This window comes from Pseudoalteromonas sp. TB64, assembly GCF_000498095.1.
Lineage (GTDB): Bacteria > Pseudomonadota > Gammaproteobacteria > Enterobacterales > Alteromonadaceae > Pseudoalteromonas.
This window is the reverse complement of record NZ_AUTQ01000123.1, coordinates 1-23,378: the sequence shown is the minus strand read 5'-3', so window position 1 is coordinate 23,378 and position 23,378 is coordinate 1. Positions and strand designations below refer to the sequence as shown.

Below are 23,378 nucleotides of genomic sequence, written 5' to 3'. Positions count from 1 at the left end.
CACTTTGCCTTGTTGTCGAGGGTCATCGATTGTTTCGAAATATTTAAATAACTGAATATTAGGCATGGGTATACTCCTTAAAAAAGAAGTATAAGATCATATTTTTAAGTCAAGGTAAAGTTCGTGATCTTGCCCTGCTGTTTTTATAAGAAGCCTATATCGAACATTTACAAGTAAAAAAGTAAACGTTAAGGTGTAGGTTGTTAATTTTATTAGAAAATATAGTATATTTTTAATTTATTCATTCGATAAAAAATTACTATATAAGTTTTTATTAGGAAGTTATGCATGCTAAAAGAAATATATGAAAATTTTTGGTACAAAGAAGAGGATGAAAAACTATCGGGCGCTAGTGTTCAAAGCCTACAGTCTTTTGAAGAGAAAACGGGCATAAAGTTACCGGTCGAATTCAAACACCTTTATTCGTTATCTGATGGTGGATTTGTAAACCTTGAATTAAATTGTGATAGTGAAATAGCTCAAACATCCGTTCCAGCCTTTTCAGCTTTAAGTGAGTTAAATCTTAGTCATTATGATTCAAATACAGGGTTTGACTATGAAGCCGCAGGTATACCAGAGAGCTTAATTATTCTTGGCTCGCACGGATATGATTTTTATGCACTAGATTATCGAGGAGGAAAGAGTGACCCCAAAGTAGTTTATGGCGATGGGGAAGATAGAGTTGATGTTATTGCTAACAGCTTTTTAGAATTTATTTTATGTTTGGAAGAAGAATAGTGATTTTAATATAGTGAGCTTCAACGTTAATGCGCTCTATTCCAAATTTTAAATAAAGTACTCATCTGCAAGTTTAGGTATCTTTTTCTGTAACAGAGTTAAATGATTAAAATTAATTTCTCCTATTACATAAACTAACTTTTACAAATGTGCAGGCATATATGCATTACAGTTTCGAAAAGTACTCTGAAAACCAAGGAGTGTATTTAAATAATCCAATATCGGCTGAGCTTAATAACCATATTACGCCATTATTTAAAGTATGCTTTGGGGATCGTTTTACAATTGAATATATGTACTTTTTAACGTTGACTGATGGTATTCAAATAAATAACGTCATTATTTTTAGTGCAGAGGAATTGATAAGTGAGCTTAGTACATCTCAGACTTCACTTGAACTGGGAAGTAATGGCAATATGGATACTTATAAATTTTGTGCGATTCGCAATCAGTATCTAGTGGTTAACTTTTTTGCACATGATGACGTATTTGAATCATTTGATACGTTGCCACAATTATTTGATTGCATAACATCTATTTCATTATAAAAAATCATTTCAGTTGGGCGGACAAATAACTTCATGCTATTTACATGTATGTGTTTTAACAAAAAAGCCGTTAGGGGTTTATCCCTAACGGCTTTTTTACTCATAATAAAAAGTGATTATTTCACTTCTTTACCAGCTGCTTGTTGATCAGCATGGTAGCTTGAGCGTACAAACGGGCCTGACGCCGCGTGAGTAAAACCAATTTCGTCTGCATACGCTTTTAAGCCGTCAAACTCTACTGGTGGCACGTAACGTTTAACAGGTAAGTGATGCTTAGATGGCTGTAGATATTGACCTACAGTAAGCATGTCAACGTTGTGAGCACGTAAATCTCGAAGTACTTCTTCAATTTCGCTAATTTCTTCGCCTAAGCCAACCATTAAGCCTGATTTAGTTTTAACTTCAGGGTGAGCTTCTTTAAAACGACGAAGTAGTTCTAATGACCATTTGTAGTCAGCACCTGGGCGAGCTAGTTTGTATAAACGTGGCGCAGTTTCAAGATTGTGGTTAAACACATCTGGTGGCGTTTCGATTAAAATCTCTAGTGCTCGATCCATACGACCACGAAAATCAGGCACTAAAATCTCAATAGTAATAGTTGGGTTATGTTTGCGGATTTCGCGGATACAATCGGCAAAATGCTGCGCACCACCATCGCGTAAATCATCACGGTCAACCGAAGTGATTACTACGTAGCTTAACTTCATATCTTTAATTGTAAGTGCTAGTTTTTCAGGTTCTGTAGCGTCGGGTGTTAAAGGGCGACCATGGGCAACATCACAAAATGGGCAACGACGAGTACATATAGCACCTAAAATCATAAAGGTAGCGGTACCGTGGTTAAAACACTCAGATAGGTTAGGGCACGAAGCCTCTTCGCATACCGAGTGCAAGCCATGCTTACGCAGTGCTTGTTTAATACCATCAATGCGTTCTGTTGATTTAGGTAAGCGAATTTTTAACCATTCTGGCTTACGCAACATTTCAGTTTTTTCTGTAGGTAAAACTTTTACTGGGATCAACGCCATTTTTTCTGCGTCGCGTAGTTTTACACCTGGTTCCATTTTGACTGGTTTATTCATTCGTTTTCAAACCCTTCAGTATGCTTAACCTGTGTTGCATTAAGCTTATTGATCATGTGTTTTACCAATCCTTCACCTGCGCTTTCTAGGTTTTTAGGACCATCTAATTCTTTAGTTTGCACCATATTCATGCCCGCATAACCACATGGGTTAATGCGTAAAAATGGACTTAAGTCCATGTTAACATTTAATGCTAAACCATGAAACGAGCAACCACGACGAACTCTTAATCCAAGTGATGCTATTTTGCTATCGTTAACGTAAACACCTGGCGCATCAGCTTTTGCATAGGCTTTAATACCGTACTCTGCGAGTGACTCAATAATGCACTCTTCAAGCCATGTAACAAGCTCTCGGACACCAATTTTTAAACGACGTAAGTTAAATAATACATACATCATTTGCTGACCAGGACCGTGATAGGTTACTTGTCCGCCACGGTCTACTTTAATTACCTCAATGTCGCCAGGGGCAAGTAAATGTTCGTCTTTACCTGCTTGGCCTTGAGTGAATACACTCTCATGCTCTACAAGCCAAATTTCATCTGGTGTATTTTCATCACGGGTGTCGGTAAAGTCCTGCATTTTTTGCCAAATTGGCATATAACGCTGACGACCCAGTTGGCGTACGATTAAGGTGTTTTCGTTCACAACAAATCTCAACTATGGCTTAAAGCATGTGTCGTACGTCATCAATATTACTGATCACGTTGTAAATTTCTTCAATATGTTTGCCACTAGTTACCGTTGCAACAAGGCTTACTGATTCGTAGTTACCTTTGCTGCTTGGTTTTACTTTAGGTGCGTAGTCGCCAGGTGCAATTGGCTGTAACTTAGCTAAAATTTGATCAGTTAAGTTTACGTTAGCTAAACCCATTATTCTAAATGTAAATGGGCAAGGGTACTCTAAGTACTCATCAAATTTTGTATCTTTAACAGGTTGAACCACGACGGTGACTCCTCAAAAAAATAAAATGAAGGCTCTATGCAAAACGCTAAGCGTTAAACTGACAGGCTAATGGCAATCTTGAGTTTATACAGTTTTGGATGCACCAAAAATAACAACTCAATATGATTGGTTTATATGGGGCGCATTCTAGCATTTTTCAAGCAAAAAAAAACGCCTCACAATGGAGGCGTTTAAATTATATGCCCAAGTTAATAGGGCAGCTATAAATTACTGCATAATTTGTAAACGTAAGTAGTCATAAATCTTACTAAAGAAGCTACCTTCTTCCACTTCTTCAAGTGTTACTAGTGGGTACTGAGCAATGTCTTCGCCTTCTAGTTGTAAGAATAACGTACCTACTTTAGTACCTTTGGCAAGTGGTGCTTCAAGTGTGTTATCTAGCTCAAAGTTAGCTTTAAGGTTTTTATGCTGACCACGTGGAATAGTAATAGGTGTATCTTCTAAAATACCTAAAGATACGTTTTCTTTATTACCCATCCAAATACGTTGTTCTGCAAAGCTGTCGCCCGCTTTGTAAGGAGTAATTGTTTCATAAAAACGAAAACCATAGTTAAGTAGTTTTTTGCTTTCTACTTTACGAGCTCGTTCGCTTGAAGTACCCATTACAACAGCAATTAAACGCATATCGTTTTTAGTTGCAGATGTTACTAAGCTATAACCCGCGTCTGATGTATGACCTGTTTTAATACCGTCAACATCTAAGCTTTCGTCCCACAGCAGTGAGTTACGGTTGTATTGCTTAATACCATTGTAAGTAAATGACTTTTGCTTATAAAGTGCATACTCATTTGGTACGTCACGTATAAGTGCAGCACCTAACGTTGCCATATCTCGTGGCGTTGTATAATGCTCATTGGTATCAAGACCATGACTATTGATGAAGTGACTGTTGCTCATACCTAATTTAGCTGCGTGAGCATTCATTAAATCAGCAAACGCGCTTTCACTACCTGCGATATGCTCAGCCATTGCAACACAGGCATCGTTACCCGATTGAATGATAATGCCGTGATTAAGTTCATCAACACTAATTTGCTTACCTACTTCAATAAACATTTTAGATGATTCTGGGAAGTTTTTAGCCCATGCTTTTTCACTCACAGTAACCATATCGGTTGGTGCTATGTTACCGGCTTTAATTTCGTTACCAATTACATAACTGGTCATCATTTTAGTTAAGCTTGCAGGTGCCAATTGTGTATCGGCTTCACCTTCGGCGATTACTTTACCAGTAGTAAAGTCGACTAAAAAATAACCTTTAGCATTAACTTGAGGTGGTGCCGGAATAATCTGGGCGGTGGCTGAAAATACAGCGGCAGAACAAGCTAAGCCGCATACACCTTTGAGGATTTTTTGTTTAATAGATTTCATCATACTCATTAATGGTTAAAGTTAAAGATTCGCGTTACGCCATTTTAAAGGTCTTACTGAGTGTAAAGCAAGAACGCGTTTTGAAATTGATTTTGTTTTAATTTATTTAATACTTCTTGTGCATGTGAGGCATCTTTTATCGGACCTAAATGCAACCTGTAAATAGCGTCTTTTTGAACGATATTTGTTGGTAATTTATATTGCTCTCGCAAGGTACTCGCTAGTGCTTCTATATTCATTAAAGTGCTACCCGCAGCTACCTGAATGTAGGTCTGATGTGCAACCGAATCAGGAAGCGTAACGGCTTCAAGCTTAACCTTTGCTGTACCATGGTTGTAGTAACCGAGCTTATAGGCAGCTGCATATGAAAGGTCAATTAGTCTATCGTCATGAAAAGGACCTCGGTCATTTACACGCACAATAACTGATTTACCATTGGCTGTGTTTGTTACTTTAACAAAACTAGGTAATGGCAGCGTTTTATGCGCCGCAGTCATGGCAAACATATCATATGTTTCACCATTTGACGTGTGATAGCCATGAAACTTACGTCCGTACCACGATGCAATACCTTCTTCACTGTAACTCGTTTCGTCAAGCATAGGACTATAGCGTTTACCAAGAACCTCGTAAGGTCTACCTGCACTGGCGCTTTTGGTTACTTCGGTTACGGTTGCATCTTGCATTTCAATTGCAGTAGGCACACGTAAAGGAGCTGAGTCGTGGCGCATACTATAACGGCTACTTGAGCCGCTATTAGAACTACTACAAGCGCTTAATAATGTAATTAATAGTGTAGTGAGTAAAAGTTGTATATAAAGTCGCATTATTTTAAAAGCATCCTTTTATCAGTCGCAATCGACATAATAATACCAAAACCAGCCATTAACGTGACCATTGACGTTCCACCATAACTTATTAGAGGCAACGGTACACCTACTACAGGCAACAACCCAGATACCATGCCTATATTTACAAAAACATAAACAAAAAAGGTCAGTGTAAGTGCGCCTGCAAGTAATTTACCAAAAGCATCTTGTGCGTTTACAGCAATGAACAAGCCACGACCTATAATAAATAAGTACAGGCTAAGTAATATGCATACTCCAAATAAACCAAACTCTTCACTTAAAACTGAGAATATAAAATCGGTATGACGTTCTGGTAAAAACTCTAATTGTGATTGCGTGCCAAGCAACCAACCTTTACCTTCAATGCCACCAGAGCCAATAGCTATCTTTGATTGAATAATGTGATAACCCGAACCAAGGGGATCACTCTCAGGGTCTAAAAAGGTAAGTACACGTTGTTTTTGATAGTCGTGCATTCCGTAATGCCAAAATGGCCATGCGGCAAGTGCAACAATAGAGCTTAAAAAGCCTATCAAGCGCCAGCTTAAGCCGGATAAAAACAATACAAATATACCCGAGCTTGCAATAAGTATGGCTGTGCCTAAATCGGGTTGTTCTTTAATTAATAAGGTAGGGAGCATTACTATCATAAAACCAATAATTAAATGGATAGGGCGAGGCGGTAAGTGATTCCGACCTATATACCATGCAACCATCATTGGCACTGCAAGCTTCATTAATTCAGCAGGTTGAAACCGTGTAATACCTAAATCTAACCAACGCTGTGCGCCTTTGGAGCTTACACCAAATAAAAGTACGCCAACTAACATAAGTAACCCAACACAATAAAGAGGGATAACTAAACGCTTTAAAGTAGCGGGTGAAAACTGCGCTAAAATAACCATGCCTAAAATAGCACCGCCCATACGGGTAATATGACGAATCATCATAGAAGAATCTTGACCACTGGCGCTATAAACGACTGTAATACTGCCTGCCATCATTATTAGTAACGCAATGAGCAGTGGTAAATCAAGATGCATACGCATCCAAATAGAGCGTTCATCGTGCAAAGTGGTCATGGTGTATCATTCCTTGCAAGATTAACGGGATTTGCAGCAAAATAGTAATCCATAAGTTGGCGAGCAATTTGAATGCCGCCATGGTTGTTTTCTAATACAACAGAAACCACTATTTTTGGATCGGTATACGGTGCAAAGCCAACATAAATAGTGTTATCGCGTTGACGTTCTTTAAGTGACTCTGCATCGTAGCGTTCGCCTTGTGCAATACTTACTATTTGTGCAGTACCCGTTTTACCCGCAGAGTCATATGTCGTGCCTTTAAATGCTTTATGTGCGGTACCGGAGACTTTTTTAACTGTGTTATGCATTGCATCTAAAGAGACTTGCCAATGACGGGGATCTTTTAAAATAACAGGCGGCTTTTCTTCATTATTAATTTGTTGAATATCGTTATCTTTTTTTACAACCTGCACTAAATGAGGAGGGTGGTTAAGACCGCGATTCACTAATATATTTGTTGCGTTTGCAATTTGAATTGGAGTTGCAGTCCAGTAACCTTGTCCAATACCTACAGAAATAGTATCACCACGCCACCACGACTCTTTAAAGCGACCTTCTTTCCATTCTTTTGAAGGCAATATTGCAGTAGTTTCTTCGTGAATATCAATACCTGATAAGTCACCATAACCAAAGCGCGCCATAAAATCGCTTATTTTGGTAATACCTAAGCGATAAGCAGCGTCATAAAAGTAGGTATCACACGACTCTTCAATTGCCTTATAAACATCAACATGACCATGTCCCCAACGTTTCCAGTCGCGCCATTTATGTTCAACGTTCGGAATCTGAAAAAAGCCCGGATCCCAAAGAGAAGTTGTTTCACTTACTATGTTTTCTTCAAGTGCTAGTACCGCCATNGAGGCAGGAGCGTAACGCCCTTGCGTAGTTCTGTTTATAAGTGGGCGATCTTGATTAAGTAATGCTTTGTAATTTTTGCTACTTATACCGTGTACAAATAAATTAGGGTCGTAACTAGGGTTTGAATAAAGCGCCAGTACGCCACCATCTTTTGCATCCATAACCACAACAGCGCCACGCATATCTTTAAGTGCATGCTGTGCTATTTGCTGTAAACCAACATCGAGTGTCAGTACTAAATCGCTACCAGGCTGAGGAGGGGTCATACTTAATGTACGAATAATACGTCCACGGTTATTTACTTCTACGCGTTGAGAGCCTACTTTTCCGTGCAGTATTTCTTCATAGTATTTTTCAATACCGAGTTTACCAATATCATGTGTTGCACGGTAATTAGTTGCTCGGTCTTCTTGTTCTAGTTGGTTTAGCTCTTTTCTATTAAGTTTTGCTACGTAACCCAACGCATGGGTGAGGGTATCGCCAAACGAATAATAACGAGCAAGACGTGCCTCAATACTAAAACCAGGGAATTTATGTTGATTAACCGAAAATCGAGCCACATCGGTTTCATCTAAGCGTGATTTAAGAACCTGTGATTTAAAACGACGTGTGTGCTTTATATCTTTTAAAAAGTCTTCTTTTTCTTGCTCAGTAATAGTGATTAGCTTGCTTACTTGTTCAAGCGATTCGGCTAAATCGTCCACTTCTTCGGGTATTACTTCAAGATTATAAACAGGTTTGTTTTCGGCAAGTAATACACCATTACGATCGTAAATTAGACCACGGTTAGGTGCAATTGGTATAACTTTAATGCGGTTATCGTTAGAGCGAGTTTGGTAGTCTTCGTGATCTTCTACTTGAATAGTATAAAGATTAGAAAGTAGTACAGCGACTAACGCTAATACAAAAACAAAACCCACAAATGCACGCCTAGCAAATAAGTTTGCCTCTGCGGAGTGGTCACGAATAGTGGGTCTATGTTTTAGCATGGCAAGGGGTTACTCGCGATGATAAGGATGGTTGTTATTTAAGCTCCAGCCCCGGTAAAGGCTTTCTGCAACAATTATACGCACCATAGGGTGCGGTAATGTTAAATTAGATAACGACCATTTTTGCTCAGAAGCGTCAATACATTCTGGAGCAAGTCCTTCAGGTCCGCCAATAAGTAAACTTACATCGCGCCCATCGAGTTGCCATTTTTCCATATTTTTAGCAAGTTGGTGTGTATCGAGTGCTTTCCCTGTTACTTCTAACGTAACAATACGATTGCCTTTTGGAATAGCCGCTAAAGTTTTTTCACCTTCAATGTGTAAAATACGCTTTATATCTGCATTTTTACCACGTTTTCCGGCTGGAATTTCGATTAACTCAAGCGCCATATCTTTAGGGAAACGGCGCTGATACTCTGCAAAACCCGTCTCTACCCATGCTGGCATTTTTGTACCAACAGCAATCATTTGTATTTTCACGTATTACTTCCAAGCATTGTCTAAAATGAGTGAGCGTTTAGCCCCACAGTTTTTCTAGATCGTAATAGATACGTGCTTCGCTTTGCATCACGTGTACAACCACATCACCTAAATCAACCAGTGCCCATTCGCCGTCGCTTTCACCTTCATAACCTAGAGGCTCTGAATCGGCATGGCGAGCTTCTTTTGCTAAATGATCAGCAATTGACTGTACGTGACGTTTAGATGTACCAGAACAGATAACCATATAGTCAGTGATGTCTGATGTCTTCGTTACGTCAATATGAATGATGTCACGCGCTTTCATATCGTCAATTTTATCCATTGCAAAGGCGAGTAGTTGTTTTGAATCCAAGGTTTTGTCTCAATTTAAAAATTTAATGGCGCGCATTTTAACACGCTAAGGGTTTTTAAGCATCAATTTGATAGAGCTGATGTACTTCTATGTAATGACTCACTGCATCGGGTAATAGTTCATTCTTTTTATTACTTTTTTTTAGCTGCTTGCGAATGGTACTAGAGGCCGCATCACGCGTTTCACCGGATAAAAAATAAAGTTTTCCAGCAAGAGTTTGCTCAAGTGCTGTTATTTCATCTGTTTTTGATTGTTGCATGTAATTTTCAAGGTCACCCGTTACATTACAATATTGTGCTGGGCGCTGATAAACAACTATATGACAAAGCTGCGTTATTGCTTGCCACTCAAACCATCTATCGAGGTTGTTAAATGAGTCCATACCAATTAAAAATAAAATAGGAGTAGTGGGGTTTTCTTTACGAAGTTCTTGCAAACTTAGTAACGAATAAGATGGACCTGTTCGGTTAAGCTCTCTTAAATCGAGTTCAAAATGCGAATAAGGTGCAATAGCTGCGTTTAGCATACCGATACGATGCTGCGTACTAATGCCAGGTGCTGCTTTATGAGCGGGGAGTGCACAAGGCATAAAATAAAGCGTGTTTAAATTAAATGTTTTAACACATTGCAGCGCCATGTTTATATGACCAGAATGCACTGGGTCAAAAGTGCCACCAAAAATTGCGATCATTTAACACCCATTAGCTTTTATTAATTAACCGTGTGGCACGGCATAGGGATATCGAGCGGTTGACAAAACTTAATACAAATATGAGCGAGCGCTTGATAAGGGGCAATTAAGTTACCTTGTTTATAACTGGCATCAAACAAAGCTACTTCACTATTTATTTGCTCAAGTGTATTTATACTTAAACGGTTAATTGCGTTTTGCACGGGACCTTGCTGATTTTTCCAAATTGCTTTTTGCTTAAACAAATTAGCAATTGGCTCACCATTTAATAAACCAAGTTGCACACTAATAAGTGTATTGAGCTCTTTGGTTATAGCCCATAAAATACTTACCACTTCGGTATTATCGCTAGCTAGTTTATTTAATACTTTTATAGCTTGTTTAGCATGACCATTTAACAGTGCATCACTTAAATCAAAAATATCAAACTTTGCTTGATTTAATAACCCTTGCATAACTAATTGCTGAGTAATTAACGCATCACCATGTAATAACGAGAGCTTTTCGAGTTCCTGAAAACACGCTAGTAAATTACCTTCAGTCGCATTTATTAAGCTTAGTTTTGCATCGTTTTGCATATTAAGTGATAAACGTTGGCATTGCTCGTCTAGCCATCGTTTTACATGGGAGCCTGTAAGTGGGTAGCAAGGGACAAATACGCCGAGTTTATCAAGGGCTTTAAACCAAGCGCCACGCTGTACTTCTTGGCTGGCTTTAGCACCTTTAATAATGAGGATAGTATCTGGGTTTACCAGCTCAACAACTTTTTTAAAGGTGTTGCTGCCAATAACGCCCGGTTTTTGTTGGTTTAAATCAAGCTCAATAATAGTACGTGCGCTAAATAGCGACATACTTTGGTATTGAGCTATAATTTCTTGCCAATCAAAGCCTTGCATTAAGGTAAACTTAATTACCTCATCAAATCCTTGTTGCTTAGCAACGTCACGAATTTGTTGTACGCATTGGGCTTCTTGAAATGGCTCTTCGCCGAACACTAAATAAAAGGGTTTTAACCCTTTATTTAACTCGCTTGATAATTGATTAGCGTAGCAGCGCATTATAGTTGCGACAGCTCTCTAACAATACGGCGACTCGCTTGTTGGCGAATTTCAGTAATAAGTAACTCAAGTTCTTTTGCTTTAGCAAGTGCATGATCTGGATCATCTTGATAGTTACGGTAAAGCTCAAAGCGTTTTTCTATTGCGTCTTCACCTGGGCGTTTAACTATATAAGACACACCATAGGCAAGTTCGTATTCAGCAACCTGACCATTTTGAAACAACGACAACGTTTGACGTTCAACTGTTTCTCTACGTAAGTACAATTGCGCCATATTGTGAGCAGGTGCTTTTAGTTCTACATTACTCGCTTTTAGCTCGCTTTTAAGATCTTCAAACAAGGCTGACTTTTCATCATCACCCACAAGGGTAAGTTGCTTAAGGTTATCAGGCAGGCTAGAGGCTTTTTTTAAATGAAACCCACAGCTCGATAACAAAAAGCAGACTAGCACTAAGGCTAGTCCGTTTTTAATGGCGTTAAATGCGCCCATATTAGTTAGCTACCACATTAAGTAATTTACCAGGTACGTAAATAACCTTACGAATGGTTGCACCGTCAGTAAATTTAGTTACGTTAGATTCTGCAAACGCAAGGGCTTCTACTTGCTCTTGAGTTGCATCTGCTGCCACAGTTAGCTTAGCGCGAAGCTTGCCGTTTACTTGTACGATGATAAGTTTTTCATCTTCAACAAGTGCCGACTCGTCAACTTTTGGCCATGCAGCATCTAAAATTTCACCTTTTTTACCAAGCTCTTTCCAAAGCTCATGCGATAAATGCGGAGTAATAGGTGCAAGCATAATAACTAATGCTTCAAGTGCTTCGTTAGCAATCGCTACATCTTGCTTGTCGCTTAATGGTGCTTTTAATAACTTATTAGAAAGCTCCATAATAGCTGCAATAGCGGTGTTAAAGGTTTGACGACGTTCAACATCATCAGTCACTTTAGCAATTGCTTTGTGTAAGTCGCGACGTAGTACTTTTTGTGGATTAGTTAGCGCTGATTTATCAAGTGCTTGGTAACCTACTGTTTTAACGTCTACCGCGTATTTCCAAACACGTTTTAAGAAACGATGCGCGCCTTCAACGCCTGAGTCTGACCATTCAAGCGTTTGCTCTGGTGGTGCTGTAAACATCATGAATAAACGCACTGTATCTGCACCGTACTGGGCAATTACATGTTGTGGGTCTATACCGTTGTTTTTAGACTTAGACATTTTACTCATACCTGATGAGAATACCGGCTCGCCGTCTTCCTTATGCCATGCTTTAGTAACGCGGCCTTTTTCGTCGGTTTCGGTGTTTACATCAGTTGGCGAAATCCAAATGTCGCCGCCTTTTTCATCTTTACGATAAAATGTTTCAGCAAGTACCATACCTTGACAAAGTAAGCGGTCAAATGGCTCGTCTGAATTAACTAAACCAAAGTCACGTAATAATTTATGGAAAAAGCGCGAGTACAATAAATGCAAAATTGCATGCTCAATACCACCAATGTATTGGTTTACTGGTAACCAGTAGTTAGCAGCAGCAGGGTCTAGCATGCCTTCATCGTAGCGTGGGCTACAGTAACGAGCGTAATACCAAGACGATTCCATAAATGTGTCAAACGTATCAGTTTCGTGAAACGCAGGTGCGCCATTAACTGTTGTTTTAGCCCATTCTGGGTCTGCTTTAAGTGGTGATGTTACACCGTTCATTACCACATCTTCTGGTAAGCGAACTGGTAGCATATCTTCAGTAGCCGCAAGTTCTTTACCATCTTCATCGCTAAGCATTGGAATAGGAGAACCCCAATAACGTTGGCGACTAACACCCCAGTCACGTAAGCGGAAGTTTACTTTACGCTCACCAACACCGAGTGCTTCTAATTTATCGGCAATCGCTTTAAAACCAGCTTCAAAATCAAGTCCGTTAAATTCACCAGAATTTACAAGCACACCTTTGTCAGTGAATGCTTCTTTATCTAGGTTTACTTCAAGGTCTGAACCTTCAGCAGGTGCAATTACTTGTTTTATGTCAAGACCGTAAGCCGTTGCAAATTCAAAATCGCGTTGGTCATGTGCAGGTACTGCCATCACAGCGCCTGAGCCGTAATGCATTAATACAAAGTTAGCTACCCAAATTGGTACTTGCTCGCCCGTTAACGGGTGAGTTGCGTAAAAGCCTGTTGCAATGCCTTTTTTCTCCATTGTTGCCATATCTGCTTCGGCTACTTTGGTGTTTTTACATTCTTCAACAAACATCGCAATAGCGTCGCTATTTTTAGCGGCTTCTTGTGCAATAGGGTGACCACCGGCAACAGCAACATACGTAACACCCATAAAGGTATCTGGGCGTGTTGTGTATACGCTAAATGTTTCGTTGTTATCGGTACGTTTAAATTCAATGTCGCACCCTTCAGAGCGGCCAATCCAGTTGCGCTGCATTGTTTTAACTTGCTCTGGCCAATCTTCAAGCTTGTCTAAATCGTCAAGTAGCTCTTGTGCGTAGTCGGTAATTTTAATAAACCACTGTGGAATTTCTTTTTGCTCAACCACAGCGCCTGAACGCCAACCACGACCGTCAATAACTTGTTCGTTAGCAAGTACAGTTTGATCCACTGGATCCCAGTTAACAGTCGACATTTTTTTATACACTAAGCCTTTTTCGTAAAGTTTAGTGAAAAACCACTGTTCCCACTTATAGTATTCTGGGTGACACGTCGCAATTTCGCGATCCCAGTCATAACCAAAACCTAATTGCTTAAGTTGGTTGCGCATGTAATCAATATTTTCGTAAGTCCACTTTGCAGGGGCTGTCTTGTTTTTAATAGCAGCGTTTTCTGCAGGTAAACCAAACGCGTCCCAACCCATAGGTTGCATTACGTTTTTGCCTTGCAGGCGCTGGAAACGAGAAACAACATCACCAATAGTGTAGTTACGCACATGACCCATATGCAGTCGACCACTCGGATAAGGGAACATAGAAAGGCAGTAATACTTTTCTTTGCTCTCATCTTCAGTGACTTTAAATACCTGGTTTTCTTCCCAGTAGCTTTGTACTTTTGACTCTATATCTTGCGGGTTATATTGCTCTTGCATCTATGGTTCCAGACTTCTTGCAAACTAATAAAAAATTGCCATTAGGATACCCCAAATAAAACACTATTCACAGCGTCAAAAACATGCTTTTATTAAATTGTAACTTTCAGTGCAGGTTAACCTGCTTTTTTATAGTGTGGTTAGCTAAATACATAAGTTACAGACTGATTTAACAGCAATTTTGAAGGAGTAAAAAATGACTGATTACAAAACATGGCTTAGTGACTTTACTGATTGGCTAAAAGATGTAAAAAATAATGGCGTGAAAGACGTTGTTACCGGATTTGTTGAATCTGAGCGGGCAATTAAAGATTTAAGTCAAGAAAGGTATGAGCTCTACAAAAGTTACTTAAAGCATGATATTGAGCATATTGTAGAGCACGAATCTTATTACAATTCACTTGCATGGCAAGAGCTTAAAGAGTCTCTTTGGTTTGAGCTTTCGAACATAGAAGACAAAACACAGCTTGAGTGGCAATCGTTAAGTCAAGATATTAAGCAAAATGGTGTGTATCACGTGGGCGAATGGATAGCCATGGGCACATTAGTATGTAAGAATTGCAGACATAGCCACGACATTTATCACGCTACGCAAATAACACCTTGCATAGAGTGTGATGGAACGCAGTTTAGCCGTAAGGCTTTGCAACCCTAAATATTAGTATTAAGTGGCTATAAGCCACTTAATACGTTTAAAAGCTAGCGAATATGCTGGTAAACAAAGAAGTTAGAATGACGAAAAAATTGCTGCCATTATCCGTATCTGCACTCGCACCGAGTATTTCTACTAATCATGTAAACACGTGTATGAGTAACCCGTATCCAGAGCAACTTACTTTTATAGGGCAACAACGTGCCCAAAGTGCGCTCGACTTTTCATTAGGTATGGAACTTCCTGGTTATAACGTTTATGTAATGGGGGAGGCTGCACATGGTCGTTTTACGCTTGTAAAAGATAAGCTCAAGCAACACGCAAAAGACAGACCCACGCCTAATGAATGGTTGTATGTAAATAATTACGACGATCATCGCGAGCCTATTGCACTATTTATGCAACCAGGTCAGAGCAAGCAATTATCTGACGACATAGATTCATTTTTAGATGAAGTGCTAGACACATTTCCGGCTGCTTTTGATAATCCAGCATACCAGCGCAAGAAAAAGTCGATAGACCGCGAGTTTAACGATGCCTACGACAGCGCAATTACCGCTGTTGAAATAGCTGCACTTGAACAAAGCGTTGCACTAGTAGAAGAAAAAAGCTCAGTAGGCTTTGCACCACTTGTTGATGGAAAACAGCTAAGCGACAGCGAATTTGGCGAGCTTGAAGAAACATTACGCGAAGAATTTTTTGAAAAAATAGAAAAACTAGAAGATGCATTAATAGAAGCGCTAATAGAATTGCCTCGTTGGAAACGCGAATCTAAAGAAAAACTTCGTAATCTTAAAAAATCGACCGCAGAGCAAGCCACTAAGCCACTTTTAAAAGACTTAGAACATAAATATGCCACGCATATTGGTGTACTGCGCTATTTAAAAGATATACGCGTTGAAATTATTGATGCCGTGCTTGAATGGCTAGATGATGAAGATGAAAGCGAAGACAACAAAGAAGATTTTGACCGTAAAGGCATGCTTACCGACTTTTTTGCTCCTAATATATTAGTTGAATTTAAAGAAGACGATGCAGCGCCAGTGGTGTATGAGCCAAATCCAACCTTTGGTAATATATTTGGTAAAATTGAATATGCTACATCGCAAGGTACGTTAATTACGAGTTATCGCTCAGTTCAGCCTGGTGCATTGCATCGTGCTAATGGCGGTTACTTAATTATGGATGCCGAAAAAATAATGGCTAACCCACAAGTGTGGGATGGTTTAAAACTTGCGTTAAAAACACATCAAATAAAAAATGATTTACCGTATCAAGACAGCACAGTAGGAACAAGTTTTACACTTCGACCACAACTGATCCCACTTGATGTGAAAATTGTTTTATTAGGCTCACGCGAGTTGTATTACACCATAGGTGAATACGACGAGGAATTTGCAGAGCTGTTTAGAGTACTTGCCGATTTTGACTACTACTTACCAAGTAGCGATAAATTGCAGTACCAGTTTATTACTAAAGTTACTGAGTATTGCGAGCAAACTTTAAAATGCACAGCAACGCAAGCCNTCGCTTTGCCGATGTGCTAGAACTTGTTGCTGAGGCAAGTTACTACGCTAAACAAGATAATTTAACCGTTATAGATGCACACCATATTGATGAAGCTATTGAAGGTAAGCAATATCGTACCGGGCAAATTAGCGAAAACATGCTTAGTGACATAAAAGAAGGTCACACACTTATTGCAACCAGCGGTCAAGCTATTGGTAAAGTGAATGGCTTAACGGTATTACATATTGGCGACACCTCATTTGGAACACCAGCGCGTATTACAGCGACTGTTTATGCGGGCGCCGATGGCGTTATAGACGTTGAACGCGAAGTTGAATTAGGCAAAGCAATTCACTCTAAAGGGGTTATGTTACTTACTGGTTATTTAGGTAACAAATACGCTCAGCAGTTTAGTTTAACGCTTAGTGCTAATATTGCCATAGAGCAAAGTTACGGCTACATAGATGGCGATAGCGCATCTTTAGCAGAGCTTTGTGCACTTATTTCGTCTATTACAAGCCTACCTATTAGCCAATCAATAGCGCTCACGGGTTCTATAAACCAACATGGTGATGTGCAAGCCATTGGTGGCGTAAATGAAAAAATAGAAGGCTTTTTTAAGCTGTGTAAAATGCGTGGTTTAACCGGTACGCAAGGCGTTATTATTCCTAAATCCAACCAAGTTAACCTAGTGCTTGATGACGAAATACTTAATGCAGTAGAGAGTGGTAAATTTAATATTTACGCAGTAGAAACCGTAGACCAAGCACTTAACTTGCTAATGGATATAGAAGCGGGCGATATAATTGATGACCAGTACCCAGAAAGCTCAGTAAACGGTATTGCACTTGCTCGCCTTAAAGAAATTGCCGACATAGTAAATGGCGATGATGAAAAAGACGAAGAGCTAGATAATGAAAAGCTAGACAACGAAAAAGGTTAATGATGATCAATATAATTTTGGCGGTGGTTATCGCCATTTTTTGTTTTTTAATATTTCAAAATAGTAAAAAAGCAAAGCAACAAGCAGGTATAAACGCACAAATAGGTGCAGATTACTTAGCCGCTAACGCAAAGGTAGAGGGCGTAGTCGAAACCACTTCAGGCTTGCAGTATAAAGTAATACATAAAAGCGAAAGCGAAAACACACCAAGCCCAACAAGTATGGTTAACGTGCATTACCACGGCACACTAATCGACGGCACTGTGTTTGACAGCTCAGTAGAGCGTAAAACACCTATTAGCTTTGGTTTGCACCAAGTTATTAAAGGTTGGACCGAAGGCTTACAACTAATGAGCCCAGGCGATAAATATACCTTTTATGTACCGCATCAGCTAGCGTACGGCGAAAAACGTGTAGGGAGTATTCCTCCTGCCTCAGTACTTATTTTTGAAGTAGAGTTATTGGCAATTGAGTCTTAGTGATTAAATTAAATAACAAGGAAGTAAGTTATGAATAAAGATGAATTACTTAAAGTAGCCAAGGGTGATATTAACTTTACCTTTCAATCTATTGTTTACGCATTAGCGCTATGCTTACTAGTTGCAGCTGTTTTTTTACTAGAAATGAGCGCTAACCTGCAAATAGGTTTAATAGTTTGTATTATCGGCGTATTTGGAATGACTATTTATAATAATTTAAATACTCGCCTAAATGCCGCGCTTGCTCTTATTGTGCTCTCACAAGAAAGCCAAAACACCAAGTAAGCAAACGAGTTAGTTTTAAGCCCTACTTTAATAAAGTGGGGCTTTTTGCTTTTAGCTAACATTAAAGTTTGCTCAAGGATTTTAATGCTAGGTCGATACCTATAATAGTTACAAAGCTATTTTAGGGATAAAATAATGAAGATTTCACCGGCTCCCATTCCATATCAAGTATACAGCTTGAATACTCAGCCTTTAGCGCAATCAGATAAACTACCTGTTGAAGAAGGGAGCGAGGGAGAGGGCGAGTAATAACCAAAATATGTGTTATCAAAGTTTTTAAATACTAAAGCACAGCAATACAGTGAAGATAACGCAACGTTTGGCAGTCAGTATAAAAATCTCTAAAAAGTATACAAGCTCTTCACGGGGCGAGTTATTACGTTGCAAGAGCAAATAGATATGCTAGAGCTGTAACTCGGGGAGCTAAAATCAGAGCAAGCAACTATAAAACAACATATGGTTGAGCTGGTTATTAGTGAAATGAAAAGGTGAGGCGATCACGATTATACTATTTAGCTATACTATTTATCTATACTAGCTAAAGTTAAGTTAACACTGCGCTGGTGGGCTAACCTTTAAACTCAATTTTACTCACCTCTAACCTAAATTCACCTTCTTGCTTGCCTGCAATCATAAAGCCTAGCTGTTTAATATCATCAAAATCAATAGTCGGTTGCTGCTCAAGTATTTGCCCGCGATACGTTAGGGTAAAATCACTTGGGGAAAAGTTTATATCTACCCATTCATTTTTTACTGTTTTAAATGAGTGAGTATAAGCGGCGCCATCAGGGGAGTTCGTTGTCCTGAGTCTAAGCTGATAAGTTTGCCCATCACCTTTAACACGCAGCACTATAGCTTTAGTATTTTGACCTTGTGTATTTAAGGCTGTGCGTATTGATGCAAAACCGCCGTTGTTATCAAGCGAAACATTGCCTGTAAACAGCAAACTGTCTTTTGTTTGTGCTACCTTGCTATGAGATACACCACCCATTACAGAGTCGTTAACAACATCCCATTGCTGTTTTGCATTCGCTTGTTCACTTATAAGTAATAAATTAAATACAAAAAGTGATGAAAGTTGTTTGGTTGTCATGATGACCTCTTAATTAGCTTTAAATAGGTAATACGATTTAATAATTTTTTACAGGTTGGCACAAAATAATCAACGCAGTACATACTGCTGATGGCATCATGCTTACCCTGCTTTACTTGCTCTTTTTAATATACCGAGCGAAATACTCATCGTAATAGAGTGGCTATGTTCAAAGTAGCATTTTTCATGTCTTTTCATATATTAATTTTTATTAACTTTATTTTGTAAAAAATAAAAATGTGTAAATTAAGTAAGTTAGTTTAAATTACTTAATGAAAGTTGTAAGCATGTAATTTTTAGCAAGGATGGTATGAGAACTTTAATCATTGGAGTCATTATTTGGTTTATAGGTTTACCTTTAACAATCACAATTAGTTATATTTTAAGGAGTATGGGCAGTGTCTATGCTTTAGGTATGCCAGAAGCTATTTGGTTTTCGATGCATACTATGGTGTTTGTACTTTCTATCTATTTTTTATTTTCATCTTTTAAGCAATTACATATTTGCAGAAAAGTATTCGCTTACGTGGTAATACTTTTTATGTATGGAGTTTATTACGTTGGCTTAACGTGGTTTTATGTAATTAGCTCAGGTATTGATTCTGTCTAACTCAGTAAAAAATAATTTAACTATAGTAAATATTCGTTTTTATTTTATAAACCCAGCTTTGACAAGTGTTTACTAAATGCCACTCAGTATATTGTTATATCTACTTTTTTACTGACTATAAGCAAGAACAATTATAAAAAAGTATAGCTATAATCTAAAAAAGGTCTAAAATTAGGGCTTAATTTAGTTCTTTTTAGGTGTGTCATGAGACAGGTTTTAGCTGATTGTTCGGCAAGTATTTCAGAACTTAAAAAAAATCCAACAGCACTTCTAAATGAAGCAGATGGCGCTGCGATAGCCATATTAAATCATAACAAGCCTGCAGCTTACTTAGTGCCTGCACAAATGTATGAGCTTCTAATGGAACAGCTAGATGATTATGAACTAACTCAAGTTGTTGAGAGCCGCAGAGGCGATTTATCTCAAGCGGTTGAAGTTAGTATAGATGACTTATAAGTTAAAGCTTTTACCTGCAGCCTTAAAGGAGTGGGAGAAACTTGCGCCACCACTTAAAAGCCAGTTTAAAAAGAAACTTACTGAGCGCTTAGATAACCCGCATGTGCCNNATCGCCTAGCTTACGAGGTTATTGACAACGAAGTGGTGGTTTATGTACTCGCAATTGGTAAGCGCGATAAAGGTGCGATATATAAAAAGTTAACGTCACGATCTAAGAAATAGTTTGGTTGCTTGGTAATAAAAGCGGTGTTTTGATTGTTCAAAGAAAGCCAAAAGTTTCTTCTTGGTTTTTTATTGATACAAGGATATGTATGAAAGTTTTATCTACAATATTTTTATATTTATTTTTTACAGTAAATGTAAATGCCTCAGAGTCTATTATTTTAGCCAAAACCTATCAGCTAAAATCTAGTATTTTAAATGAACAGCGCAATTATAGTGTTTATTTACCGCTAAGCTACAGTGAAAACCCGAATTAAGTATATCCTGTGATTTACTTGCTTGATGGTGACCCAACCCATTTAAAAGCAGTTGCTGGACTGGTGGAAGCGCTCAGTACAGAGCGGCTAGAGCAGCAAATACAAGAAGCTATTATTGTTGCTATTCCTAACAGTAAAAATGCGATAAGAGAGCGCGACTTTACCCCTACAAATGTAGATTGGACATTTAACGGTAAGCTACTCGAAAAGTTTGAAAATATTGGCAACGCTGCAAACTACAGCGCATTTTTCGAAAAAGAACTCATTCCACTGATTAATAAAAATTACCGCACATCAACTAAACGCGTATTAATTGGCGAGTCTTTTGGTGGCTTGTTTGCCAGCTATGTATTGCTTACCAACCATGCGCTATTTACAGATTACTTAATTATTGATGCCACGTATCTTTGGGATAATAACTATCTCAATCGTTATTTTGATGAGAAGCAACTAATAAATAAGCTGCTTAAAGGCAATGTGTATTTTACCTTTGCAAATAACGGCGAAGTGTTTGGCGAAATTGGTAAAACAAATTACCGATGGGGTTTAGCATTTGCTGAAAAGTTAAAAGCACACTCAAGCGATAATCTAATTATAAATCAACGTTACTTTGAAGATGAAACCCATGGCACAGTCGCAGCGCTTAGCTGGTATTATGGTATTAGAAAGATACTAAGTAATTAGATGTCTACTTTTATGAAGTATAAAAAATTGAAAGTAATACTTGAAAGGAAATCTTATGAGCGATGAAAAGTATGAATGGGTTTTAGCGCCCCATATGATTGAAACATCATATTTATATTTAAAGTCATCAGAGCTTATGTGGACTCACTCTATTAGTATTTCAATTGCTAACGCTGCGTTAGCCTTAGAGATATTATTTAAAAGCTTTAACTGCAAAGTAGTGAGCAATAACGGTTTATTAAACGAAAAATATCAATTTAACTCAAAGGTTCTCAATAAGAAAGAGAGTGCACATGATCTGGTGCATCTATTTAATGCGTTACCAAGTTCAATAAAACACAAGTTTTCATGTGATCTCTCATTAACCTTGATAGAAAAATATCGATGTACATTTATTGAAAGTCGCTATATCTATGAGAAAAATGCAATTTTGGGGGGGACCACTGCACTAATGGATATGACAGCTCAACTTATAGAGAAAACGATAGAGATTTACATCGAAAGAGGGTGTACGGATTTATGGATAAGAAGCTATCCTAATGTTTGAGATCAGCTAAATATCCTTGGCAACATAAAAACTGATAGCTGACTACTGACAGCTATCAACTTTATTTTACTTCTTAAACCTAACCCCAAAACCACCAAGACCCAGCAAAAACACAAATCCCCACACAAACATATTTCCGTATTGGCTGTACACGCTGTCGCCTTTTATAAGCTTAATGTTGGCTTTCAATGTGGTAGCTTCAAACTGAGGCATGGTTTGTTGTGTGTGGCTTATGGGGTCGTATACGGCGCTTACACCGTTGTTGGTAACGCGCACTAGTGGGCGTTGTAATTCAAGCGCGCGCATGCGGGCTATTTGCATGTGTTGCAGTGGGCCAATAGAGTCGCCAAACCAAGCATCGTTACTTACAGTAAAGAGTAGGTCGGAGTCGCTTTTATAATTACCACGTACTAAGTCGGAAAAGGCTATTTCGTAGCAAATAGCGGGGAGTAAGTTATAGCCATTTGCACGCAAGTTGTTTTGCACTTTGTCGCCACGCGTAAACGACGACATAGGTAAATCGAATAACGGGGCAATAGGGCGCAGAAATTCTTGAAATGGTACAAATTCGCCAATCGGTAATAATTGGTGTTTTTGATAGCGATTTTTATCGAGGTAACGGTAATGCCCGTGCTCGTCGTCGCGTTCTTTATTGCCTACAACAATAAGTGTATTAAATATGTTTTTAGTGTCTCGTTGGTAGTCAACAATACCGGTTACAAGGGCGGTTTTGTTAAACGATGCTGCACTGTCGAGCCCTGCTAAGTAAGAGTCGGCAAGCATTTCTATTTCGGGCACTGCGGCTTCGGGCCATACAATTAAGTCGGCATCCCAATGTGGGCGCGTCATGTCTTGGTATTTGCTCATTGTGGTCCAAAATTCACTTGGATCAAAGCGTAAGTGCTGTTGTATGTTGCCTTGCACGAGTAATACCGACATGTTTTTATCTGAGTAATGCACGCTACCAGTATTAAGTGCACCGGTAAAAATAAGGGCAATAGCTGCTGCGGTAACCGCTGGCGTTTTAAAATCTTTTTGAGTTAAGCGATAAAGTGCAAAACCAATGGCAATACATACTAGAGTAAGACCAAATTCGCCAATATAAGGGGCAAGTAGCCTGAGTGGACCGTCGGTTTGCGTATAACCAAAACTTAACCACGGGAAACCGGTGAGCACTACGCCACGTAAATACTCGCTAATTGCAAAGCTGGTAATAAGGAGTGCGCCAAAGCTTTTAGGACCACTTGCAAAGCGAGTTGTTAAGTAAAACGCAAGTGCCGGAAATAACGCTAAGTAAGAGCACAATAAAGCCATTAATGAGAGTGACGCAATAAGCGGCATGCCGCCAAAGGTGGCAATAGATACATGCACCCAGCTTATACCTGCACCAAACCAACCTAAACCAAATATAAAACCATATTTAGCGGCAGTTTTTGCATGTAATTTAGCGGTACTATTGGGGTTAACACAAAAAGTAATGGCGG

Annotated in this window: 26 protein-coding genes and 2 pseudogenes; 13 read left to right on the top strand and 15 right to left on the bottom strand. The window is 38.9% G+C overall.

Features of this window, described 5'->3' with window-relative positions; all coding sequences use genetic code 11:
- Positions 1 to 288: 288 nt before the first annotated feature.
- Positions 289 to 738, top strand: a complete 450-nt coding sequence (locus L647_RS0109760) for an SMI1/KNR4 family protein (RefSeq protein WP_024610973.1) — start codon at positions 289 to 291, stop codon at positions 736 to 738.
- A 161-nt stretch (positions 739 to 899) separates the two neighbouring features.
- On the top strand, positions 900 to 1,286 hold the full coding sequence (locus tag L647_RS0109755) for a hypothetical protein (protein WP_024610972.1): 387 nt from the start codon (positions 900 to 902) through the stop codon (positions 1,284 to 1,286).
- Positions 1,287 to 1,402: 116 nt separating this feature from the next.
- Here the strand turns inward: L647_RS0109755 and lipA are convergent, their stop codons facing one another.
- The 13 genes from lipA to leuS form a co-directional block, all read right to left on the bottom strand.
- The gene (lipA, locus tag L647_RS0109750) at positions 1,403 to 2,368 is read right to left on the bottom strand and encodes a lipoyl synthase (protein WP_024610971.1); all 966 of its coding nucleotides are present in this window, start codon (positions 2,366 to 2,368) and stop codon (positions 1,403 to 1,405) included.
- On the bottom strand, positions 2,365 to 3,018 hold the full coding sequence (lipB, locus tag L647_RS0109745) for a lipoyl(octanoyl) transferase LipB (RefSeq protein WP_024610970.1): 654 nt from the start codon (positions 3,016 to 3,018) through the stop codon (positions 2,365 to 2,367). Before lipB ends, lipA begins: the two co-directional genes overlap by 4 nt.
- Positions 3,019 to 3,037: 19 nt before the next feature.
- Positions 3,038 to 3,316 (bottom strand): DUF493 family protein YbeD, encoded by a 279-nt coding sequence (ybeD, locus tag L647_RS0109740; protein WP_002958517.1) that lies wholly within the window; start codon positions 3,314 to 3,316, stop codon positions 3,038 to 3,040.
- Between the two features lie 228 nt (positions 3,317 to 3,544).
- The gene (locus L647_RS0109735) at positions 3,545 to 4,708 is read right to left on the bottom strand and encodes a serine hydrolase (protein ID WP_024610969.1); all 1,164 of its coding nucleotides are present in this window, start codon (positions 4,706 to 4,708) and stop codon (positions 3,545 to 3,547) included.
- 53 nt (positions 4,709 to 4,761) lie between these two features.
- A complete protein-coding gene (locus tag L647_RS0109730) occupies positions 4,762 to 5,535 on the bottom strand; it encodes a septal ring lytic transglycosylase RlpA family protein (protein ID WP_024610968.1) in 774 nt (257 codons plus the stop codon).
- Positions 5,535 to 6,641, bottom strand: a complete 1,107-nt coding sequence (gene rodA / locus L647_RS0109725; protein WP_024610967.1) for a rod shape-determining protein RodA — start codon at positions 6,639 to 6,641, stop codon at positions 5,535 to 5,537. The genes L647_RS0109730 and rodA overlap by 1 nt, the downstream gene beginning before the upstream one ends.
- Positions 6,638 to 8,491: a penicillin-binding protein 2 gene (gene mrdA, locus L647_RS0109720; protein ID WP_024610966.1), complete on the bottom strand. Its 1,854-nt coding sequence runs from the start codon at positions 8,489 to 8,491 to the stop codon at positions 6,638 to 6,640. Before mrdA ends, rodA begins: the two co-directional genes overlap by 4 nt.
- Before the next feature lie 9 nt (positions 8,492 to 8,500).
- Positions 8,501 to 8,971 carry a 23S rRNA (pseudouridine(1915)-N(3))-methyltransferase RlmH gene (rlmH, locus tag L647_RS0109715; protein WP_024610965.1) on the bottom strand — a complete coding sequence of 157 codons (471 nt, stop codon included), beginning with the start codon at positions 8,969 to 8,971 and terminating at the stop codon, positions 8,501 to 8,503.
- 37 nt (positions 8,972 to 9,008) lie between these two features.
- On the bottom strand, positions 9,009 to 9,326 hold the full coding sequence (gene rsfS / locus L647_RS0109710) for a ribosome silencing factor (protein WP_024610964.1): 318 nt from the start codon (positions 9,324 to 9,326) through the stop codon (positions 9,009 to 9,011).
- A 55-nt stretch (positions 9,327 to 9,381) separates the two neighbouring features.
- Entirely contained in the window at positions 9,382 to 10,017 is a 636-nt protein-coding gene (gene nadD / locus L647_RS0109705) for a nicotinate-nucleotide adenylyltransferase (protein ID WP_024610963.1), read from the bottom strand.
- A 20-nt stretch (positions 10,018 to 10,037) separates the two neighbouring features.
- Positions 10,038 to 11,075 (bottom strand): DNA polymerase III subunit delta, encoded by a 1,038-nt coding sequence (gene holA, locus L647_RS0109700; protein WP_024610962.1) that lies wholly within the window; start codon positions 11,073 to 11,075, stop codon positions 10,038 to 10,040.
- Positions 11,075 to 11,566, bottom strand: a complete 492-nt coding sequence (lptE, locus tag L647_RS0109695; protein ID WP_024610961.1) for an LPS assembly lipoprotein LptE — start codon at positions 11,564 to 11,566, stop codon at positions 11,075 to 11,077. Before lptE ends, holA begins: the two co-directional genes overlap by 1 nt.
- Position 11,567: 1 nt before the next feature.
- Positions 11,568 to 14,156, bottom strand: a complete 2,589-nt coding sequence (gene leuS, locus L647_RS0109690) for a leucine--tRNA ligase (RefSeq protein WP_024610960.1) — start codon at positions 14,154 to 14,156, stop codon at positions 11,568 to 11,570.
- 196 nt (positions 14,157 to 14,352) lie between these two features.
- On the opposite strand from leuS, the gene L647_RS0109685 reads away from it, so the two are divergent.
- The 5 genes and pseudogenes from L647_RS0109685 (at position 14,353) to L647_RS1000000126765 (ending at position 18,516) form a co-directional block, all read left to right on the top strand.
- Positions 14,353 to 14,811, top strand: a complete 459-nt coding sequence (locus L647_RS0109685; protein ID WP_024610959.1) for a hypothetical protein — start codon at positions 14,353 to 14,355, stop codon at positions 14,809 to 14,811.
- Positions 14,812 to 14,888: 77 nt separating this feature from the next.
- Positions 14,889 to 17,260, top strand: a pseudogene (locus L647_RS01000000123970) (AAA family ATPase).
- A gap of 2 nt (positions 17,261 to 17,262) precedes the next feature.
- On the top strand, positions 17,263 to 17,739 hold the full coding sequence (locus L647_RS0109675; RefSeq protein ID WP_024610958.1) for an FKBP-type peptidyl-prolyl cis-trans isomerase: 477 nt from the start codon (positions 17,263 to 17,265) through the stop codon (positions 17,737 to 17,739).
- A 30-nt stretch (positions 17,740 to 17,769) separates the two neighbouring features.
- A complete protein-coding gene (locus L647_RS0109670; RefSeq protein WP_024610957.1) occupies positions 17,770 to 18,024 on the top strand; it encodes a hypothetical protein in 255 nt (84 codons plus the stop codon).
- 135 nt (positions 18,025 to 18,159) lie between these two features.
- A pseudogene (locus L647_RS1000000126765) lies at positions 18,160 to 18,516 on the top strand (hypothetical protein).
- A 76-nt stretch (positions 18,517 to 18,592) separates the two neighbouring features.
- Here the strand turns inward: L647_RS1000000126765 and L647_RS0109660 are convergent.
- A complete protein-coding gene (locus L647_RS0109660) occupies positions 18,593 to 19,117 on the bottom strand; it encodes a CIA30 family protein (protein WP_024610956.1) in 525 nt (174 codons plus the stop codon).
- 310 nt (positions 19,118 to 19,427) lie between these two features.
- On the opposite strand from L647_RS0109660, the gene L647_RS0109655 reads away from it, so the two are divergent.
- The 6 genes from L647_RS0109655 (at position 19,428) to L647_RS0109635 (ending at position 21,894) form a co-directional block, all read left to right on the top strand.
- Positions 19,428 to 19,727 (top strand): hypothetical protein, encoded by a 300-nt coding sequence (locus L647_RS0109655; RefSeq protein WP_024610955.1) that lies wholly within the window; start codon positions 19,428 to 19,430, stop codon positions 19,725 to 19,727.
- 204 nt (positions 19,728 to 19,931) lie between these two features.
- On the top strand, positions 19,932 to 20,183 hold the full coding sequence (locus tag L647_RS0109650) for a type II toxin-antitoxin system Phd/YefM family antitoxin (protein WP_024593875.1): 252 nt from the start codon (positions 19,932 to 19,934) through the stop codon (positions 20,181 to 20,183).
- Positions 20,173 to 20,406, top strand: a complete 234-nt coding sequence (locus L647_RS0109645; protein WP_024610954.1) for a type II toxin-antitoxin system RelE/ParE family toxin — start codon at positions 20,173 to 20,175, stop codon at positions 20,404 to 20,406. The genes L647_RS0109650 and L647_RS0109645 overlap by 11 nt, the downstream gene beginning before the upstream one ends.
- Before the next feature lie 89 nt (positions 20,407 to 20,495).
- Entirely contained in the window at positions 20,496 to 20,663 is a 168-nt protein-coding gene (locus L647_RS1000000126375) for a hypothetical protein (protein ID WP_253948853.1), read from the top strand.
- A 9-nt stretch (positions 20,664 to 20,672) separates the two neighbouring features.
- On the top strand, positions 20,673 to 21,347 hold the full coding sequence (locus tag L647_RS01000000123960; RefSeq protein WP_253948852.1) for an alpha/beta hydrolase-fold protein: 675 nt from the start codon (positions 20,673 to 20,675) through the stop codon (positions 21,345 to 21,347).
- A gap of 55 nt (positions 21,348 to 21,402) precedes the next feature.
- Positions 21,403 to 21,894 carry a hypothetical protein gene (locus tag L647_RS0109635; RefSeq protein ID WP_024610953.1) on the top strand — a complete coding sequence of 164 codons (492 nt, stop codon included), beginning with the start codon at positions 21,403 to 21,405 and terminating at the stop codon, positions 21,892 to 21,894.
- A gap of 66 nt (positions 21,895 to 21,960) precedes the next feature.
- On the opposite strand, the gene lnt is transcribed toward L647_RS0109635, so the two are convergent.
- Positions 21,961 to 23,378, bottom strand: a 1,418-nt coding sequence (gene lnt, locus L647_RS0109630) for an apolipoprotein N-acyltransferase (protein ID WP_024610952.1), incomplete at its 5' end; no start/stop codon positions are given.